Below are 19,069 nucleotides of genomic sequence, written 5' to 3' on the forward strand. Positions count from 1 at the left end.
ATATGTGTTTTGGCTATTAAAATATTTATTGATCAAGGTCATAATCCTGTCGGTTATTTCAACAGCGGCGCGGTAGGTAATGGGTTATATGAATCGGATATAACTTATCGGGTTGGAATTTATTTACAAAATTTATTAATCAGTGATTCAAGATTTGAGGTACGTGTATCAAGGCCGGAACCAGATACAGTATTAGGAACGAGCAATACTACCAGCCTTGCAGAAAGAGTAAGAATGGCAAATGATTGGCCCGCAGATTATTTTATCAGTATTCATTGTAATGCGAACCCAAATCCTGCTGTAAACGGTACAGAAATATATATATATCAATACCTCACACAAGCGGAATGGCTCGCGGAGCATGTTATGGATGGAATAACCGGGACAGTCGGAACAAGGGATAACGGAATACGTGAAAATCCGTCACTATATGTTTTGAGAAACACCAACATGCCTGCAATACTGGTTGAGCTGGCATATCTTACGAATACTTCTGATGCACAAAAGCTGCGTGACAATGAGTATCAATTTGCATATGGTATTTATTTAGGAATAATGCAATACTTTGGTTTTGAATAGAAAGAACGGAAACAACTGGAAAAAGAACCGCTATCATGCTAGAATAGTAACAAATACATGAGGTGAAAATAGACATGAAACAAAAAGGAATATCAATTAAAGATATCGCTGAAAAAGCCGGTGTATCAGTTGCAACCGTATCCCGGGTGATAAATAAAAATGGCCGCTTTTCAAAGCAAACAGAACAGCGGGTATTAAATATTATAGAAGAATATGATTATCGTCCGAATGAGCTGGCAAGAGGCTTGCGGGTTGATAAAGCACAAGTTGTAGGGGTTATTGTTCCAGATATTACGAATGAGTTTTTTGCTTATATAGCCAGAGAGATAGAAAGCGAGTTACTAAAGAATGGATATATGGCAGTTATATGTGATACGAACGAGAAGCTGGAATTAGAGAAACAGTACATCGAAATGCTGAAATCCATGAGAGTAGGGGGAATTATCTATATTAGCGGGGATCAGAAGGTTGACCGGGTAGAAAATATTCCCGCTGTTTACATTGACCGGCAACCGGCTTTTGTAGAAAATAAGGAAGGCTCCTCTTTTATTGGCAGTGACAATTACCAAGGCGCGTACATGGCGACCAAGCATTTGATTGAAGCGGGAAGAAAGAAGATTGCCTTGGTATTGCATGATAAAACGATAGCAACTCAAGAACGGCGGGCGAATGGCTATAAGCAGGCATTACGCGATCATGGAATCGAATTTGATGAGCAGAGAGTCGTAAAAGTTAATTCGGTTGATATGGACAGTGGTTATGCTATCACGAAAGAAATTTGGGAAAGTTCTGTTGAAATTGATAGCGTATTTTACGTATCAGATATTTTGGCAATTGGTGCACTCAGATACTTTAGTGAAAATGCGATTCGCGTTCCGGAAGATGTGTCCATTATTGGATTTGATGATATTCCTCTTAGCAGTAAAGTTACGCCGGCTTTAACAACCATGCGCCAGTCCTTTATTGAGTTTGGGAAAATAGCAGCGGACTCAATTATGAAGATGATGAATGGTGATATGGATTATCGAAAATATATATTAGCAGTTGAACTGATAGAAAGAAATACCGTATAGTATTTACTAAAAAAAGAATCTTTTCGGAGGTTCTTTTTTTTCGTAAAAGTGCACAATAAAATTTTACGAATCTAGTCTAAATGTCACAAACCGAATTGTTAACCTATTAAAATGGTTGACAATTCGAGAGTAAACGTTTACCCTATACACGAGGGAAAACGTTTACTCAATCTTAGAAAGGAGAAAAAATATGAAAGCAGTAGGGCTTGACATTGGAACGACAACAATTAGCGCAGTTGTTGTAGGAATTGAAAATGGTCATCTCGAAAGGGCATATACCATTGAGAATGACAGCTTTGTCAAAACGAAATATTCATGGGAAAAGATACAAGACCCTGAAAAGATTGTCAAGAAGGTAAAGAGACTGTTGGATGAGATTATAGAAGCAAATCATGATATCCGGGTGATAGGCCTAACCGGACAGATGCATGGTATTCTATATGCTGACGATGAGGGAAAGGCAGTAAGTCCGCTTTATACATGGCAGGATGAAAGAGGGAACCAGCCCTACTTAGGAGAGAAAAGTGTATGTGATGTTTTAAAACAGCGATATGGAATTCGTACATATACCGGTTATGGACTAGTGACTCATCTCTATAATGCCGGTAAAGGCCTGCTTCCGGAAAAGGCGCATTCTATTCGAACAATAATGGATTATCTGGGAATGGTATTGACCGAAAGTAATAATTCAATAATCCACAGTAGTAATGCGGCAAGCTTAGGGTTATATGATATGAAAAGTGGGGCGTTTCTTGAAGAGATTATTGCAAAAGAAAAGGCAGGAAATATTATATTACCTGATATTACGGAAACATTGAGTATTCTCGGAACCTATAAGGAAATACCGGTTTGTGTTGCAGTTGGGGACAATCAGGCAAGTTTTATTGGCTCTGTAAAGGATGCAAAAGATTCTATTCTGGTTAATATGGGTACTGGTGGCCAGATATCTGTGTACATGGATAATTATTTAGAAGTTCCCGGTGTTGAACTTAGGCCTTTAGCTAAAAATAAATATCTTTTAGTCGGTTCTTCGCTTTGCGGCGGCCGGGCCTACGCCATTTTGAAAAACTTTTTTCAAAAATATGCTGAAGCAGCCGGAATTTGTAATGTAAATCATTATGAGATAATGGGAAGACTAGCAGAAGAAGGGATTGGCAGAGAAGATAAGCTGAAAGTTGATACTAGCTTTTCAGGCACCAGAGAAACCCCGGAAAAGCGGGGAAATATCACAAACATTGGAATTGAAAATTTTACTCCGGAAGCTTTAATTGCCGGGGTGCTGGAAGGTATGGCAGAGGAACTATATGAGATGTATTTGCTTGTTAATGAAAAAAAGCGAAAAAATATTCACAAAATGATTGCTTCGGGTAATGGAATTAGAAAGAATATCTGCCTTCAGAACATCATGAGTAAAAAGTTTTCTATGGTATTACAAATGGCAGAATATAGTGAGGAAGCTGCTTATGGAGCCGCAAAAGCCGGAATGATAGCGGCTAAAGAAATTTCCGGTTTAGAAGCGATAGGAATTGAGATTTGAGATGGAAAAAGGAGGAAAAATATGAAAAAAAGATTATTAAGTGTTTTACTTTGTGTAACGGTGGCAGCGGCTTTAGTTATAGGATGTGGAAGTAAGAGTGGGGATAGTGAGGGTACCACAAAGGCATCAGATGACGGTAAGAAGACATATAAGTTTGGCTTTACAGAAATGAGTGCGGGTTCCTTTTTTGATGCGTGTTATGAAGGTGCGGCAGGAGTTATTGAAGCAAATGGTGACACAATTGTCCATGTAGAAGGAAAAGCAGACAGCACATACCAATTAGGTGTAATCGAAGATTTCATTGCACAAGGATGCGATTTAGTATTTTATAATCCATCAGACGCTTCGGCTTCAGCAGCAGCAGTAAAAGCGCTGAATGATGCTGGGATTCCGATTGTAAACTTTGACTCAGCAGTTAGTGATCTTTCAAAAGTAGATTGCTTTGTAGTAAGCGACAGCTATTCTTGTGGCCAGATTGCCGGCGAAGAACTGGTTAAGAATCATCCGGAAGGCGGAAAAGTAGCAGTACTTGATTTTCCCGCATCAGCCGCAGCAGCGGATAGAGCAAAGGGCTTTATTGATACTGTTACAGAAAATGGATTTGAAGTAGTAGCACAGATGGATGCAGGAGCAAAGCCGGAAAAAGGGCTTACAGTTATGGAAGACTTGATTCAGGCTCACAGTGATTTAGTAGCAGTATTTTGTATTAATGATGAGTGTGCACAAGGGGCATACTCAGCAATTACAGCAGCTGGTGAAAAAATTGAAATTTACAGTGTAAATGCCGGCCCGGAAGCAAAAGCAGCAATGACAAGTGATGGAGTGGACGGAATTTGGAAGTGCTCGGCAGCCCAGAGCCCAATCGGAATTGGACAGAAGAGTGCAGAAGTAGCCTATAAAATTTTAAATGGCGAAGAAGTAGAAAAAGAGGTTCAGATTGCCTCATTTGCTGTAACACCGGAAAACATTGAGGAGTACAACGATAGTGACTGGCAGTAAGGAAGTAAAAGGGGCCGTTGCGTTTTGCAACAGCCCCAATTAGTGGAAAGAGAGGTGACTTTTATGGGTACGTTGCTGGAAATGAAGAATATTATAAAAAGCTTCTCGGGAAATCAAGTGTTAACCAATGTTAACTTTTCGGTTGAAGAAGGTGAAGTACACGCATTGCTCGGAGAAAACGGAGCAGGCAAATCCACGTTGATGAAGATATTAGGCGGAATTTATGCCAAAGATGGCGGGAGTATTTTGATTCGGGGAAATGAAGTACAGATATCCAATGTTCAGGAAGCGCAAAAGAATGGTATTAGTATTATCCATCAGGAACTGATGCTGGCCCAGCATCTGAGTATTGCAGAGAACGTCTTTATGGGACGTGAGATAAAGAATGCTGCAGGATTTGTAGACTTGCGGAAGCAAGAAGAGGAAACCCAGAAGTTTTTGGATGCATATGAGATTGGTTTAACGGCAGATATGCGTTTAGATAAATTAACGATTGCGAAACAACAAATGGTAGAAATTATCCGGGCTATCTCATTTGGAGCATCCATCATTGTAATGGACGAGCCGACTTCTTCCTTGTCAGAAACTGAGGTAGAGATTTTATATCGGATGATTCGCATATTAAAAGAGAAAAAAATATCTATTATTTATATATCACACCGGTTGAATGAATTGTATGATATTACGGATCGAACCACTGTTTTGCGGGATGGGGAGTCCGTAGGGACGGTAGTGACCGTCAATACTGAGCGTGAGACGTTAATATCTATGATGGTAGGACGCAGCTTAGCAAGCTTTTACACAAAAAAGAATCATGTCAGCGATGAAGTTGTATTGAAGGTTGAAGGCTTATCAGATGGGCGTATGGTAAAGAATGTCAGTTTTGATTTGAGAAAAGGCGAAGTTCTGGGAATTGCCGGTTTGGTCGGTGCAGGCAGAAGTGAAGCTGTAGAATGCATTTTCGGCTTAACTATAAAGCAATCAGGCAGCATTCATTATTTGGGAAAAGAAGTGAATTTCAAAAGTCCTAGAGAGGCGATGCTGCAAGGTTTTGGTTTTGTGCCCGAGGACCGGAAGAAAGAAGGTCTGTTTTTACAAAATGGAGTGCGGTTTAACACGACGATTAACGTTATTCCAAGTTTCTTGAAAAAGTTGATTTGGAAACGTGGGAAAGAGTTAGAAATTACACAACAAAAAATAGATGAAATGCATATCAAAGTGACTGGAGCAGAACAGATTACGTCCAGATTAAGTGGGGGAAATCAGCAAAAGGTATTAATAGGAAGATGGCTGTGTTCAACCGAAAGAGTGCTGATTCTAGATGAGCCGACCAGAGGTGTAGATGTTAAGACAAAGGCAGAAATATATGCTCTTATTGATGAATTGGCAGCGAAAGGATTATCAATCATTATGGTTTCATCAGATTTGCCAGAATTAATTAATATGAGCGACCGGGTTATGGTGATGTGCGGAGGGTACAGTACAGGAATACTGCATCGTGAAGAACTGAATCAGGAAAGTATTATGACCCTTGCGACAACGGAAGTTCTAGCATAGGAAACGAGGAGGAATAAAATGAAGAGTAAACAAAAGACAGGATTAGGACGTGGTTTCCTGGAGGGTATTAAAAGAAATGGCGGTATCATTATCGGATTGTTGATAATTTGTGCAATATTGGGATTTATGACTGATTCCTTCCTTACTGTAAGAAATTTTTCGAATATTATGCGGCAAATATCAGTAAATGTAATCCTGGCCTGCGGTATGACTATGATAATTATTCTTGGCGGTATTGATTTGTCGGTTGGTTCTACGATTGCTATCGCCGGATGCTTATGCTGCGGGTTGATAACTAATTCAGGAGTGCCGTCTTATCTGGCAATTGTGATTTCCATTGCCGCCGGAACCCTGGTAGGAGTCTTTAACGGATTAGTGGTATCACGGACGACGATACCACCGTTTATTGTGACGCTGGCTATGATGAATGTGGGCAGAGGATTTGCCCGTATCTACACCAAGGCTACCACCATATTGGTAGATGATGAGTTGTTTATGTTTATTGGCAGCGGGGAAGTGTTGGGTGGAATTCCCATTCATTTTGTATATATGGTTGTAGTGATTATTATTACTGCTTTACTGTTAAACCGGACGAAGTTTGGCCGGAATATTTATGCGGTGGGAGATAATAAACAAGCAGCAACCTATTCTGGAATTGATGATAAGAAGGTAATGCTGATTGCCTTTATTATCATGGGCTTTTTGGCATCTTGTGCCGGTATCATTAGTTCGGCCCGTACTTTTTCAGCTCAGTTTAATGTAGGTGAGGGCGCTGAGATGGATGCGATATCCGCAGTTGTATTAGGGGGAACCAGTATGACCGGAGGCATAGGGCATTTGAGCGGAACGATTATCGGCTGTATTGTAATTGGTGTATTGAATAACGGAATGAACATTTTAGGGATTGACTCATCCTGGCAATATGTCGTAAAAGGAGTAGTGGTTTTAATAGCAGTATTTATTGACTATTTTAAAAAGAGGAAGGAGTAAGCGGTATGGGGAAAGAAAAGATTATTATTGATACGGACATTGGGACAGAAGTAGATGATGCAATCACTTTGGCTTATTTGCTTGCGAATCCTCGGGCAGATATTCTGGGAATTACGACAGTTACAGGTGAAGCAACACAAAGGGCAAAACTGGCGAGTGTGTTTTGTGAAGTAGCAGGACGAGACATTCCGATATATCCGGGATGTGAGGAACCACTTTTGGTGCCTCAGATTGAATTGTATGCGCCCCAGCAGGTGATTCTTAATAAATGGAAGCATCGTCAGGAATTTCCTAAGAATCAGGCAGTTAGCTTTTTACAGCAAACGATTCGGGAAAATCCGGGAGAAATCACATTGGTATGTATTGCGCCGTTGACAAATATAGGTCTTTTGTTTGCGATGGATCCGGAGATTCCCTCTCTTTTGAAACGCATAGTCCTAATGTGCGGATCCCCCACATATACACGATATGACAATACGTCGGAGACTATGAGTGCGATGCAGAATAGTGATGCTATTGTACTGGGGAGTAAAGGGGTATTGGAAAATAATGCGTTGATTGACCCACATGCAACAAAGCTTGTATATGCGCCAAGAATGAGCGAGCATGTAAGCTTTGGCTTGAATGTTACCAGTAAATTAATTATGAAGCCGGAAGAGGCCGAGAAAATTTTTCATCATCCAATTTTATTACCGGTTCTGGATATTGCCAGAGAGTGGTTCAAAGATGAAGAACGGGTTACATTTCACGATCCCCTGGCGGCGGTAGCATTGTTCCACCAGGATATCTGTGAGTATCAGCGAGGAAATATTAATGTGGAAACCAACAGTGATATGTTGGCTGGATTTACCTATTGGCGCCCGGATGAATGCGGAAAACATAAGATTGCTACTAAAGTAGATGAAAAAGCATTTTTCAAACATTTATTTGAGGTATTTGAGGAAGGAGATATATAATGATAAAATATGGGATATATAATGCCTACTGGACAAGAGAATGGTCTTCAGATTATAAATACTATATTGAGAAAGTAAAGAAATTGGGTTTTGATGTATTGGAAATATCTTGTGCAGCCCTGCAAAGTGATTATATCAGAGATGAGCAGCTTTTGGAACTGAAGAAGTGTGCTGACGATAATGAGATTATATTAACGGCCGGTTATGGCCCCACAAAAGAGCAGAATATTTGTTCCAGTGATGAGGCAATTGTAAAAAGAGCAATGGATTTCTTTGAGCAGTTAATTCCCCGATTGAAAATAATGGATATAAAAATCCTTGGCGGCGGGCTTTATTCTTATTGGCCATTAGATCCCAATATGCCGATGGATAAAGAAGCAGACACAGAGCGGGCTATCAGAAATATGCGCATCCTGTCTAAAATTGCTGAGGAAAATGATGTTACTCTAGGAATGGAAGTACTTAACCGGTATGAAGGATATATGATGAATACATGTGAAGAAGCACTGGAGTTTATTGAGGCAGTGGGAAGTTCGCATGTTAAGATAATGTTGGATACATATCATATGAACATAGAAGAAGATAACATAGGAAAAGCTATAAGAAAAGCCGGAGACAACTTATGCCATTTGCATTTGGGAGAACAAAACAGGAGAGTACCAGGTAAAGGAACACTGCCCTGGACTGAAATCGGGCAAGCACTGCGTGATATCGATTATCAGGGAGCGGCAGTGATGGAGCCTTTTGTTATGGCCGGCGGAACTATCGGTTCGGAAATCAAAGTGTGGCGTGATTTAATACCGGGTGCAACAGAAGAGAAGCTGGATAAAGATGCGGAAGGGGCATTGCAATTTGTCCGCCATGTCTTTGAAATTTAGCAAACTAATGAAGCGGTAAAGCAAAAAAGCAATCAATATAAACAGTATTGGTTGTCTTTTTTTGTTGTTTTCCAGTACATTATGTTTTATTAAAAGCAATCACCTGAGTCTGTTGGGTTTAAATTAGGTGGTTTCTGATGACTGTTGGAAATAAAAAGTGTATAATGTATTAATATACATAAAATAAAAGAGAAATGAAGGCTGCATAGGGGTATTCTGTATGCATCCGGAGAGGAGATATTTTACATGGGTTTGATGAAAGCGGGAATCGGAGCGGCGGGAGGAGCTCTTGCGGATCAGTGGAAAGAGTTTTTTTATTGTGAATCAATGGACAAAAGTGTCCTGATGGTGAAAGGACAAAAAAGAACCAGTGGCCGGTCTTCCAATACGAAAGGAAGCGACAATATTATTTCAAATGGATCAGGCATTGCGGTGGCTGACGGACAATGTATGATTATAGTAGAGCAGGGAAAAGTGGTGGAATTTTGTGCTGAACCAGGAGAATTTACATATGACACTTCCACTGAACCCAGCATCTTTTCCGGCGATTTGGAGGAGACAATCGCAGACACATTTGAAACAATAGGAAAACGATTTGCTTATGGCGGAGATACAGGAAAAGACCAGAGGATATATTACTTTAATACAAAGGAGCTGGTAGGTAACAAATTTGGAACTCCTAATCCCATTCCTTTCCGTGTGGTTGACAGAAATATAGGTCTGGATATTGACGTGTCTGTTCGCTGCAGCGGCATATATTCCTATAAGATTGTGAATCCGCTTTTATTCTATATAAATGTGTGCGGCAATGTGGAAAGAGAATACACTCGTGAGGAGATTGACAGTCAGTTAAAAACAGAATTTATCAGTGCGCTTCAGCCAGCTTTTGCAAAGATATCTGAAATGCAAATACGTCCAAGCGCGATTCCTGGTCATGTGGAAGAGCTTTCAGATGCGATGAATGAGGCGCTTACAAAAAAATGGAGCCAACTGCGTGGACTTGCGGTTGTATCAATCGCAATGAACTCAATTACGCTTCCGGAAGAAGACGCAGAGATGATCAAACAGGCACAGAGAACTGCTATTATGCGTGACCCCACAATGGCGGCTGCCACATTGGTTGGAGCACAATCGGATGCAATGCGGGCGGCGGCATCTAATGAGAATGGGGCAATGACGGGATTTATGGGCCTGGGAATGGCTTCCCAGGCCGGCGGAATGAATGCACAGAATCTGTTCCAAATGGGAGCGCAGCAGCAGACCCGGCAGCCGGCAGCGCCGACTCCCGGTACATGGACTTGTGCCTGTGGTACGGCTAATTCCGGGCAGTTCTGTATGGAATGCGGAAAGCCAAAACCAGCAGTTTCTGAGGCTGGTTGGACCTGTCAGTGTGGTAATGTCAACAAAGGGAAATTTTGTTCAGAATGCGGAAAGCCAAAACCCGCCGGTACACCTCTTTACCAGTGTGATAAATGTGGATGGGAGCCGGAAGACCCGCAGCATCCCCCTAAATTCTGCCCGGAATGCGGGGATCCCTTTGATGAAAGTGATATCAAATGAAAAATAAGATAACAGATGGGAGCGACAAACAATGGCAGCATTGATGGAATATAAGTGCCCTGCCTGTGGCGGGGCGATTGAATTTGACAGCAGCATACAGAAAATGAAGTGTCCGTTCTGCGATACGGAATTTGAGATGGAGACATTGAAGGAGCTGGATGAGGAGATTAAGAACGAGCAGCCAGAAACTATGGAATGGGAGGAATCTGCAGGCGGCGAGTGGCAAGAAGGCGAGACAGACGGTATGATGGTCTATGTGTGCAAATCCTGCGGAGGCGAGATTATCGGGGATGAGAATACGGCAGCCACAAGCTGCCTTTTCTGCGGAAACCCGGTTATAATGACAGGGCAGTTTGCGGGTGCTCTGCGCCCAGATTGGGTAATACCGTTTAAACTTGATAAGAAAATGGCAAAAGAAAAATTGATGAAACATTTGAAAGGAAAACGTCTTCTTCCAAAAGTTTTTAAGGAGGAGAACCGCATAGATGAAATCAAAGGGATCTATGTTCCGTTTTGGCTGTTTGATACAGATGCGGAGGCGGATATCCACTACAATGCAACGAAAACACGTTCGTGGAGTGATGATGTTTATAAATATACGGAAACAAGCTACTATTCAGTATCACGTGGGGGACGTATCGGTTTTGAACGGGTTCCGGTGGATGGTTCTTCCAAGATGGCAGACGATTTGATGGAATCGATTGAACCTTTTGATTTCGCGGAGGCGGTGGATTTCCAGACAGCCTATCTTGCGGGATATCTGGCAGATAAATATGATGTGACGGCAGAAGAAAGCATAGCTCGTGCGAATAAGCGTGTAAAACGAAGCACCGAAGAGGAGTTTAGGAAAACTGTCCGGGGTTATGCGACTGTCACAACAGAGAGCAGCAATATCCGTCTCTCAAACGGGAGTTCTAAATATGCATTATGTCCTGTTTGGATTCTGAATACTACATGGAAGGAAAAGAATTACATATTTGCAATGAACGGACAGACCGGCAAGTTTGTCGGTGACCTGCCGGTGGACAAAGGGGCGTTTTGGCGTTGGTTTGCCGCACTTTCAGTAGTGTTTGGCGCAGTAATATATATTATATTAGGGGCGATTTTACTTACATAGGGGGAGGAACAGAATTATGAAGAAAAGAATATGGAGTATATTTTTGACGGTCGTCCTGTGCCTGTTAGCGGTGGCTCCAGTATATGCGGCAGGAGAGCGTCAATTGCCCCGTCTGGTCGATGATGCGGGGCTGCTGAGCGATTCGGAAAGAAATGAATTGTTGGAACAATTAGATAAAACCAGTGAAGAATATAACTGCGATGTAGCGATTGTGACAGTAAATTCGCTGGAAGGAAAAACAGCTACCGAATATGCAGATGATTTCTACGACTATAACGGCTACGGAATGGGCAGTGGAGATGACGGTATTCTTTTCCTGATCAGTATGGGAGAAAGAGACTGGGCTATTACGACCTATGGATATGCCATAACGGTATTTACGGATGCAGAACAGGAGTACATTACTGATCAAATCATGCCGGATTTAAGTGGCGGAAATTATAAAGAGGCATTTTCAGACTTTACATTTTATAGTGAGAATCTTTTGCAACAGGCAGAAAGCGATAAACCTGATAACAGTAAGAATCCTTGGCAACAGTCAGAAAGCAATAAGCTCTATAACAATGAGAATCCTTCGCAGCAAGCAGGAAGCGACAATCTCTATAACAATGAGAATCCTCCACAACAGGCAGAAAGCGGCAAGCTCTATAACAACGAGAATCCTTCGCAACAGGCAGACAGTGATGAGCTTGATAACAGTGACAATCTACAGAAGAGTAGATTCTCTCCTTTCTTGATTTTAGTTTCCCTGGGGGGCGGAATGTTTTTGTCGCTATGTGTAACAGTGTCGATGGAAAGTAAGTTGAAGACAGTGAGTTTTCAAAAGAATGCTTCAAAGTATGTGAAAGATAATAGTGTGAATATAACAACCCGTCACGATAGATTTCTTTACAATAAAGTTGACAAGCATGCAAAACCAAAACCTAAAAGCTCGTCAGGTTCAAGCATCAACAGAAGTACCAACAGAAACACTAGCAGCACCCACAGAAGTTCTTCCGGACGCAGTCATGGCGGTTCCAGCGGAAAATTTTAATCTTCCTGGTTTGTCATGGAAGTAATACATAAAATAGCAGTGTTTAGGCGGGTGAATTTTCACCCGCCTGCTTTAGTTCAGACTTTCTTTTGGTATATTTTTTCCAGGAGATTAATCAATGAATAAAGTCCCATTGCCATAATACACAGTAGAACGATACTCATCAGCAGCCAATCCATCTTAAAGACCTGACTGGAATAAATAATCAAATATCCAAGGCCTTCCCTTGCAGCCAGAAACTCCCCGATAATAACGCCTACCAGGCACAGGCCGATATTTACCTTCATATTACTGATAATTGCCGGGATAGAACTGGGCAGTACAACCTTTGTAAGTGCGTGCATTCTATTGCCCCGCAGTGTATAAATTAATTTGATTTTTTCATTATCCACAGTTGCAAAACTGGTGTACAGGTTTAAAATACTGCCGAAAATTGCTACGGACATACCGGCTACGATGATGGTAGTCGGGGTTGCTCCCAGCCATACAATCAAAAGTGGTGCCAGCGCAGACTTTGGAAGGCTGTTTAATACAACAAGATAAGGGTCCATGATTTCCGATAGTTTTTCACTGCCCCAAAGCATTACGGCGAACAGAATACCGACAAGTGTGACAAGCAGGAAGCTGACAATGGTTTCATATAGTGTAGTCCAGATATGGAGAAAAATTGTTTTATCTAAAACCATACCCCAGAAGCACAAGGCAATTTTGGACGGACTGCTGAAGATAAAGGAATCAATGAGTCCTACATTTGCAGTAAATTCCCACAGGAATAAAAAGCTTAAAAGGATTGCTACGCGAGAGACCCGTACAATCCTTTTGTGGCGTTTGCGCCTATTCAGGTAACTTTGCTGGCCAACGGAAATTTCATTCATCTTGGTTCAACTCCTCCCATATAGTATTAAAATAATTTTTGAACTCGGGAGCATTCCTTCTGTGAAGGGGGGTGTCTTTTTCCAGGTCAAAAGTGACAGGAACAATTCTGGCGATAGATGCCGGGCGCTTTGTAAGGATAATGACGCGGTCAGCCAGACTTACTGCTTCCGAAAGGTCATGGGTTACTAATAGTGCTGTCTTGTGTGCACCTCGTATGATCTGCCCAATATCATCGCCTACGGAAAGGCGGGTCTGATAATCAAGGGCGGAAAATGGTTCATCCAAAAGCAGGATATCCGGTTCCAATACGAGAGTTCTGATTAAAGCCGCCCGCTGTCTCATACCCCCTGACAATTCGGAAGGCTTGGCATTTGCAAATTGTTTTAATCCATACACCTCTAATAGTTCCCTTGCTCTGGCACGGGATTTGGCAGAAAGCATATGCTGGATTTCCAGACCCAGCAGAACATTATTATAAACAGTTCTCCATTCAAAAAGATGGTCATGCTGCAGCATATAGCCAATATTCATAGTATTTTCTCTTGCATAACGTCCATTTACTTTTATAAGCCCCTTTTCCGGCTCCAAAAGTCCTGAAATAATGGAGAGCAGGGTAGATTTACCGCATCCGGAGGGCCCGACAATGGCAACAAATTCGCCGGAGGCAATGGAAAATGAGATATCCGTCAGTGTTTTGGTTTCTCCTTCTAATGTGTGATACGCATAATTTATGTTTTTGAGTTCAAGTATAGGTTCCATGCAGACACTCCATTCGACAAGTATATAGTTAGTTTATGAAAAAATAGTAGATAAGTGAATGTCTATCAGGTTCATTGACAAAAAACGAATGAGGAGGTAAGATGTAGTAAATTTTGAGTCCGGGAATGTGCCAGGTCGTTAGAAAGGTATTGTGAAAAATGAATCATCAAAATGTGAACTATCAAAAAGAATTGGATAAGCTGACAGAATCCTTGGAAGAGGCGGGCCGTGTACCCAGGCTTTTTCTCCATAGCTGCTGTGCTCCCTGCAGCAGTTATGTACTGGAATATTTATCAGAGTTTTTTGAAATCACTGTTTTCTATTATAATCCAAATATTTTTCCCGAAAGTGAATATGCAAAGCGGCTGTCGGAGCAGCAGGATTTTATTACCAATATAAATTTTAAATATCCTGTATCTTTTCGAGCGGGGAATTATGATAAGGAAAAATTTTACGAATTGTCCAGGGGACTGGAACACTTGAAAGAAGGGGGTGCCCGGTGCTTTAAGTGTTATGAGCTGCGTTTGAAGGAGTCAGCTAAAGAAGCAGTAAAAGGTGGGTTTGATTATTTCACGACAACCTTGAGCATCAGCCCGATGAAAAATGCAGGAAAGCTGAATTCTATTGGGATGAAAGTGGCAGATCAATATGGGGTGAAATATCTTCCTTCTGATTTTAAAAAGAAGAACGGCTATAAGCGGTCTATTGAGCTGTCGAAAGAACATGGGCTGTACAGGCAGGATTACTGCGGATGCAAGTTTTCCCTGGCCGAAAGAAAAGAATTACATTGAAAAGTTTAGTGTGGACATCAGCACTTTACTATGATAAACTAAGGGGAAAACGTAAAAAGGAAAAGGGGATAGAGGAATGGCACAGTTATGGGGCGGTCGTTTTACGAAGGAAACAGACCAGTTAGTATACAATTTCAATGCATCAATATCTTTTGATAAAAAGTTCTATGAGCAGGATATCCGCGGCAGTATTGCCCATGTGACAATGCTGGAAAAGCAGGGAATCCTCACGGAGAAAGAAAAAGAGCAGATTATAGAAGGTCTTGAGGGAATTAAGACAGATGTGGAAAATGGGACCCTTGAGATTACAGATAAATATGAGGATATTCACAGCTTTGTGGAGGCAAATCTGATAGAGCGCATTGGCGAGCCTGGGAAGAAACTGCATACCGGAAGAAGCCGCAATGACCAGGTTGCTTTAGATATGAAGCTTTATACCCGGGATGAGATTTTAGAATTTGATAAACTTTTGAAGGAATTGCTGGAAGTTCTTCTGAAGCTGATGAAGGAGAATACAGAAACCTACATGCCTGGTTTCACTCATTTGCAGAAGGCACAGCCTATTACTCTTGCCCATCATATGGGGGCTTATTTTGAAATGTTTAAGCGCGACAGGCTGCGCATGAAGGATATTTATAATAGAATGAATTATTGTCCTTTGGGTTCTGGTGCACTGGCAGGGACAACTTATCCCCTGGACAGGGATTATACGGCTGAATTGCTTGGGTTTGACGGGCCTACTTTGAACAGTATGGATTCTGTGTCAGACAGAGATTATCTGATAGAGCTGCTGTCTGCCATGTCAACGGTGATGATGCACCTGAGCCGGTTCTCGGAGGAAGTAATTATCTGGAATTCCAATGAATATCAGTTTGTGGAAATTGATGACGCTTACAGTACAGGAAGCAGCATCATGCCTCAGAAAAAGAATCCGGACATCGCAGAACTTGTCAGGGGCAAGACCGGCCGGGTGTACGGTGCACTGATGTCTCTTTTAACTTCCATGAAAGGAATCCCCCTTGCATATAATAAGGATATGCAGGAGGATAAAGAGTTTGTATTTGATGCCATTGATACCACGAAGGGATGTCTTGCTTTATTTACCGGCATGATTGGGTCTATGGGGTTCAATCATGGAAGAATGGAAGACAGTGCAAAGAATGGCTTCACCAATGCCACAGACGCAGCAGATTATCTTGTAAATCATGGGGTGCCTTTCCGGGATGCCCATGGAATCGTAGGACAATTGGTACTTTACTGTATTGAGAAGAAAATTGCACTGGATGATATGTCACTGGAAGAATTCAGACAGATTTCACCAGTTTTTGAAGAAGATATTTATGATGCAATCAGCATGAAGACCTGTGTAGAGATGCGAAATACTCTTGGTGCTCCTGGAAAAGCAGCTATGGAAAAAGTGATTGCTTTACAGGAAGCCTATTTGAATGTAGAATAAAGACAGAGAAGGAGAGAGACGAAATGGAACAAAAATTAAGAGTTGGTATTTTAGGAGCAACAGGAATGGTTGGACAGAGATTTATTTCTCTGCTGGAGGGACACCCATGGTTTGAAGTAGTTACAGTAGCCGCAAGCGGACGCTCTGCTGGAAAGACTTACGAGGAAGCGGTAGGAGACAGATGGAAGATGGATACTCCTATGCCGGAAGCCGTAAAGAAGCTGGTTGTTCTGAATGTAAATGAAGTAGAAAAGGTTGCTGGAACAGTTGATTTTGTGTTTAGTGCTGTAGATATGACAAAAGATGAAATTAAGGCTATTGAAGAGGAATACGCAAAGACAGAGACACCGGTTGTGTCCAACAACAGTGCTCACCGCTGGACACCGGATGTGCCTATGGTAGTACCGGAAATCAACGTAGCGCACTTTGAAGTTATTGCAGATCAGAAAAAACGTCTGGGAACTACACGTGGATTTATTGCAGTAAAGCCAAACTGTTCTATCCAAAGCTATGCCCCATGTCTGGATGCATGGAAAGAGTTTGGCCCTAAGGAAGTAGTTGCCACTACATACCAGGCAATTTCGGGGGCAGGCAAGACATTCAAAGACTGGCCGGAGATGGTAGAGAACATTATCCCATATATTGGAGGGGAAGAAGAAAAAAGTGAGCAGGAACCTCTCAGGGTACTTGGCAAGGTAGAAAACGGCGAGATTGTGAAAGCAGCTCTGCCTAAAATTACATGTCAGTGCATCCGTGTTCCCGTACTCAACGGACACACAGCAGCAGTGTTTATCAATTTTGATAAGAAACCTTCCAAAGAGGAGTTAATAGAAAAGTTAGTAAATTACAAAGGGTTCCCCCAGGAGGCGGAGCTGCCAAGTGCTCCAAAGCAGTTTATTCAGTACTTGGAAGATGATAATCGTCCTCAGGTAAAACTGGATGTAGATTATGAACGCGGTATGGGTGTATCCATCGGCCGTCTCAGAGAAGACAATATGTTTGATTATAAGTTTATTGGCCTGTCTCATAATACGGTTAGAGGAGCAGCCGGCGGTGCAGTCCTCTGTGCAGAAGCACTGACAGCAAAGGGATACATTCAGGCGAAATAAGACAGGAGGTTGCCGCAATGGGAATGACAATGACGCAGAAGATTCTGGCAGCTCATGCAGGACTTGATTCTGTAGTTGCCGGGCAGTTGATAGAAGCAAAATTAGATATAGTAATGGCCAATGATATTACCGGGCCTATGGCTCTGCCTATTTTCAGAGAGATGGCAGACAAAGTTTATGATAAGGATAAAGTGGTCTTAGTACCTGACCACTTTACACCAAACAAAGATATCAAGTCTGCAGAAAACTCCAAATCTATCCGGGAGTTTGCAAAAGAGCAGGAACTGAAATGGTATTTTGAACAGGGCAAGTCAGGTGTTGAGCATGCAATTCTGCCGGAGGCAGGTGTTGTGGTTGCCGGAGAGTGCATCATTGGTGCGGACTCTCATACCTGTACATATGGCGCCCTGGGTGCATTTTCTACAGGCGTGGGTACTACAGATATCGCAACGGGCATGGCAATGGGAGAACTCTGGTTTAAAGTTCCAAATGCGGTAAAGTTTGTGCTTACAGGAAAACCGGCAGCCTATGTGAGCGGTAAAGATATTATCATTCATATTATTGGTGTGATAGGCGTGGATGGTGCTCTGTATAAATCTATGGAATTTACAGGCAGCGGAATCAAAGAGCTTTCTATGGATGACCGTTTTACCATGGCAAATATGGCAATTGAAGCTGGAGCAAAAAATGGAATTTTCCCGGTGGATGAGCAGGCAGAGTTTTACATGAAGGAACACTCTGTGAAGGAATATAAAATATATGAGGCCGACGAGGATGCAGTTTATGATGAAGTTATTGAAATTGACTTGTCCAAAGTCCGCCCCACAGTTGCCTTCCCGCATCTTCCGGGCAATGCAAAGACGATTGATGAGATTGAGGCTATGGAGCCGATCTGGATTGACCAGGTAGTCATTGGTTCCTGCACAAATGGCAGAATGGAAGATATGCGGAAAGCTGCTGCTATTTTAAAAGGACGTCAGGTTCATTCCGATGTGCGCGTTATGGTTATCCCGGCGACACAGAATATTTATAAAGAATGTATTGCAGAAGGTCTTTTAGATATCTTTGTGGATGCAGGATGTGCAGTAAATACACCAAGCTGCGGACCATGTATGGGCGGTCATATGGGTGTTATGGCGGCAGGAGAAAAATGTGTGTCTACAACAAACCGCAACTTTGTGGGAAGAATGGGACACGTAGATTCTCTGATTTATCTGGCTTCTCCAGAAGTGGCGGCCGCAAGCGCAATTGCAGGATACATTGCAAATCCGGAGAAAGTAGGTGACGAATAATGAGGGCTTTGGGACATGTTTTTAAATACGGAGATAATGTGGACACAGATGTCATTATACCTGCAAGATATCTGAATTCTTTCGATGCCCAGGAACTGGCAAGCCATGCAATGGCAGATATTGATCCTGATTTTGTAAAGAAAGTACAGCCGGGAGATTTAATTGTGGCAAATAAGAACTTCGGCTGTGGCTCCTCCAGAGAGCATGCACCTCTTTGCCTGAAAACGGCAGGGGTGAGCTGTGTGATTGCGGAGACCTTCGCCAGAATTTTCTACCGCAACGCAATTAATATTGGACTTCCAATTATTGAATGCCGGTCAGCAGCCAAAGGAATTGAAGCGGGAGATGAGGTCGAAGTCGACTTTGACAGTGGTAAAATTTATAACCGGACAAAGGGAACTGAATTTCAGGGACAGCCTTTTCCTGAATTTATGCAGAAATTAATTGCCGCCGGAGGACTGGTGAATTATACAAACAGTAAGAGGCAGTAACTAAGGAAAGTATAGG

At 42.1% G+C, this 19,069-nt stretch carries 18 protein-coding genes; 16 read left to right on the forward strand and 2 right to left on the reverse strand.

All coding sequences use genetic code 11. The features are described 5' to 3' along the window. The first annotated feature begins 9 nt into the window (after window positions 1-9). From A8805_RS01310 to A8805_RS01360, 11 genes are all read left to right on the forward strand, one after another. Window positions 10-579: an N-acetylmuramoyl-L-alanine amidase family protein gene (locus tag A8805_RS01310; RefSeq protein ID WP_109708398.1), complete on the forward strand. Its 570-nt coding sequence runs from the start codon at window positions 10-12 to the stop codon at window positions 577-579. A gap of 74 nt (window positions 580-653) precedes the next feature. After that, the gene (locus A8805_RS01315) at window positions 654-1,652 is read left to right on the forward strand and encodes a LacI family DNA-binding transcriptional regulator (RefSeq protein ID WP_109708399.1); all 999 of its coding nucleotides are present in this window, start codon (window positions 654-656) and stop codon (window positions 1,650-1,652) included. 190 nt (window positions 1,653-1,842) lie between these two features. After that, window positions 1,843-3,189, forward strand: coding sequence for a sedoheptulokinase (locus tag A8805_RS01320; RefSeq protein ID WP_109708400.1), 1,347 nt, complete (start codon window positions 1,843-1,845; stop codon window positions 3,187-3,189). 21 nt (window positions 3,190-3,210) lie between these two features. Next, window positions 3,211-4,188 carry a substrate-binding domain-containing protein gene (locus A8805_RS01325; RefSeq protein ID WP_109708401.1) on the forward strand — a complete coding sequence of 326 codons (978 nt, stop codon included), beginning with the start codon at window positions 3,211-3,213 and terminating at the stop codon, window positions 4,186-4,188. A 63-nt stretch (window positions 4,189-4,251) separates the two neighbouring features. Beyond that, on the forward strand, window positions 4,252-5,745 hold the full coding sequence (locus tag A8805_RS01330; protein ID WP_109708402.1) for a sugar ABC transporter ATP-binding protein: 1,494 nt from the start codon (window positions 4,252-4,254) through the stop codon (window positions 5,743-5,745). Window positions 5,746-5,763: 18 nt separating this feature from the next. Then, window positions 5,764-6,735 (forward strand): ABC transporter permease, encoded by a 972-nt coding sequence (locus tag A8805_RS01335; RefSeq protein ID WP_109708403.1) that lies wholly within the window; start codon window positions 5,764-5,766, stop codon window positions 6,733-6,735. Window positions 6,736-6,740: 5 nt separating this feature from the next. Beyond that, window positions 6,741-7,691: a nucleoside hydrolase gene (locus tag A8805_RS01340; RefSeq protein WP_109708404.1), complete on the forward strand. Its 951-nt coding sequence runs from the start codon at window positions 6,741-6,743 to the stop codon at window positions 7,689-7,691. Further along, entirely contained in the window at window positions 7,691-8,569 is an 879-nt protein-coding gene (locus tag A8805_RS01345; protein ID WP_330405670.1) for a sugar phosphate isomerase/epimerase family protein, read from the forward strand. The genes A8805_RS01340 and A8805_RS01345 overlap by 1 nt, the downstream gene beginning before the upstream one ends. 246 nt (window positions 8,570-8,815) lie before the next feature. Continuing rightward, window positions 8,816-10,129: an SPFH domain-containing protein gene (locus A8805_RS01350; RefSeq protein ID WP_109708405.1), complete on the forward strand. Its 1,314-nt coding sequence runs from the start codon at window positions 8,816-8,818 to the stop codon at window positions 10,127-10,129. Between the two features lie 31 nt (window positions 10,130-10,160). Continuing rightward, a complete protein-coding gene (locus A8805_RS01355; RefSeq protein WP_109708406.1) occupies window positions 10,161-11,246 on the forward strand; it encodes a hypothetical protein in 1,086 nt (361 codons plus the stop codon). Between the two features lie 16 nt (window positions 11,247-11,262). Then, window positions 11,263-12,279 (forward strand): TPM domain-containing protein, encoded by a 1,017-nt coding sequence (locus tag A8805_RS01360; protein ID WP_109708407.1) that lies wholly within the window; start codon window positions 11,263-11,265, stop codon window positions 12,277-12,279. Window positions 12,280-12,356: 77 nt separating this feature from the next. Here A8805_RS01360 and A8805_RS01365 read toward each other — a convergent pair whose 3' ends face one another. Beyond that, window positions 12,357-13,154, reverse strand: coding sequence for an ABC transporter permease (locus tag A8805_RS01365; protein ID WP_109708408.1), 798 nt, complete (start codon window positions 13,152-13,154; stop codon window positions 12,357-12,359). Beyond that, a complete protein-coding gene (locus tag A8805_RS01370; protein WP_109708409.1) occupies window positions 13,147-13,914 on the reverse strand; it encodes an ABC transporter ATP-binding protein in 768 nt (255 codons plus the stop codon). The genes A8805_RS01365 and A8805_RS01370 overlap by 8 nt, the downstream gene beginning before the upstream one ends. Before the next feature lie 158 nt (window positions 13,915-14,072). Between A8805_RS01370 and A8805_RS01375 the strand changes: the two genes are divergently transcribed. The 5 genes from A8805_RS01375 to leuD all read left to right on the forward strand — a co-directional run bounded on the left by A8805_RS01375 (window position 14,073) and on the right by leuD (window position 19,053). Beyond that, entirely contained in the window at window positions 14,073-14,705 is a 633-nt protein-coding gene (locus A8805_RS01375; protein WP_109708410.1) for an epoxyqueuosine reductase QueH, read from the forward strand. Between the two features lie 76 nt (window positions 14,706-14,781). After that, entirely contained in the window at window positions 14,782-16,161 is a 1,380-nt protein-coding gene (argH, locus tag A8805_RS01380) for an argininosuccinate lyase (RefSeq protein WP_109708411.1), read from the forward strand. 23 nt (window positions 16,162-16,184) lie between these two features. Continuing rightward, the gene (gene asd, locus A8805_RS01385) at window positions 16,185-17,270 is read left to right on the forward strand and encodes an aspartate-semialdehyde dehydrogenase (protein WP_109708412.1); all 1,086 of its coding nucleotides are present in this window, start codon (window positions 16,185-16,187) and stop codon (window positions 17,268-17,270) included. A gap of 17 nt (window positions 17,271-17,287) precedes the next feature. Further along, window positions 17,288-18,562, forward strand: coding sequence for a 3-isopropylmalate dehydratase large subunit (gene leuC / locus A8805_RS01390; protein ID WP_109708413.1), 1,275 nt, complete (start codon window positions 17,288-17,290; stop codon window positions 18,560-18,562). Then, complete coding sequence (gene leuD, locus A8805_RS01395; RefSeq protein WP_109708414.1) at window positions 18,562-19,053, forward strand: 3-isopropylmalate dehydratase small subunit; 492 nt, start codon at window positions 18,562-18,564, stop codon at window positions 19,051-19,053. Before leuC ends, leuD begins: the two co-directional genes overlap by 1 nt. Window positions 19,054-19,069: the final 16 nt, after the last annotated feature.

Origin of the sequence: Faecalicatena contorta (genome assembly GCF_003149105.1) — a bacterium.
Lineage (GTDB): Bacteria > Bacillota > Clostridia > Lachnospirales > Lachnospiraceae > Muricomes > Muricomes contortus_C.

Bases quoted from the DNA above. Each gene is read 5' to 3' on its own strand.
- leuC (WP_109708413.1), top strand. From the start codon at position 17,288: ATGGGAATGACAATGACGCAGAAGATTCTGGCAGCTCATGCAGGACTT.
- asd (WP_109708412.1), top strand. From the start codon at position 16,185: ATGGAACAAAAATTAAGAGTTGGTATTTTAGGAGCAACAGGAATGGTT.
- A8805_RS01340 (WP_109708404.1), top strand. From the start codon at position 6,741: ATGGGGAAAGAAAAGATTATTATTGATACGGACATTGGGACAGAAGTA.
- A8805_RS01325 (WP_109708401.1), top strand. From the start codon at position 3,211: ATGAAAAAAAGATTATTAAGTGTTTTACTTTGTGTAACGGTGGCAGCG.
- A8805_RS01360 (WP_109708407.1), top strand. From the start codon at position 11,263: ATGAAGAAAAGAATATGGAGTATATTTTTGACGGTCGTCCTGTGCCTG.
- A8805_RS01355 (WP_109708406.1), top strand. From the start codon at position 10,161: ATGGCAGCATTGATGGAATATAAGTGCCCTGCCTGTGGCGGGGCGATT.
- A8805_RS01320 (WP_109708400.1), top strand. From the start codon at position 1,843: ATGAAAGCAGTAGGGCTTGACATTGGAACGACAACAATTAGCGCAGTT.
- A8805_RS01370 (WP_109708409.1), bottom strand. From the start codon at position 13,914: ATGGAACCTATACTTGAACTCAAAAACATAAATTATGCGTATCACACA.
- A8805_RS01365 (WP_109708408.1), bottom strand. From the start codon at position 13,154: ATGAATGAAATTTCCGTTGGCCAGCAAAGTTACCTGAATAGGCGCAAA.
- A8805_RS01315 (WP_109708399.1), top strand. From the start codon at position 654: ATGAAACAAAAAGGAATATCAATTAAAGATATCGCTGAAAAAGCCGGT.
- A8805_RS01335 (WP_109708403.1), top strand. From the start codon at position 5,764: ATGAAGAGTAAACAAAAGACAGGATTAGGACGTGGTTTCCTGGAGGGT.
- leuD (WP_109708414.1), top strand. From the start codon at position 18,562: ATGAGGGCTTTGGGACATGTTTTTAAATACGGAGATAATGTGGACACA.
- A8805_RS01350 (WP_109708405.1), top strand. From the start codon at position 8,816: ATGGGTTTGATGAAAGCGGGAATCGGAGCGGCGGGAGGAGCTCTTGCG.
- A8805_RS01375 (WP_109708410.1), top strand. From the start codon at position 14,073: ATGAATCATCAAAATGTGAACTATCAAAAAGAATTGGATAAGCTGACA.
- A8805_RS01345 (WP_330405670.1), top strand. From the start codon at position 7,691: ATGATAAAATATGGGATATATAATGCCTACTGGACAAGAGAATGGTCT.
- A8805_RS01330 (WP_109708402.1), top strand. From the start codon at position 4,252: ATGGGTACGTTGCTGGAAATGAAGAATATTATAAAAAGCTTCTCGGGA.
- argH (WP_109708411.1), top strand. From the start codon at position 14,782: ATGGCACAGTTATGGGGCGGTCGTTTTACGAAGGAAACAGACCAGTTA.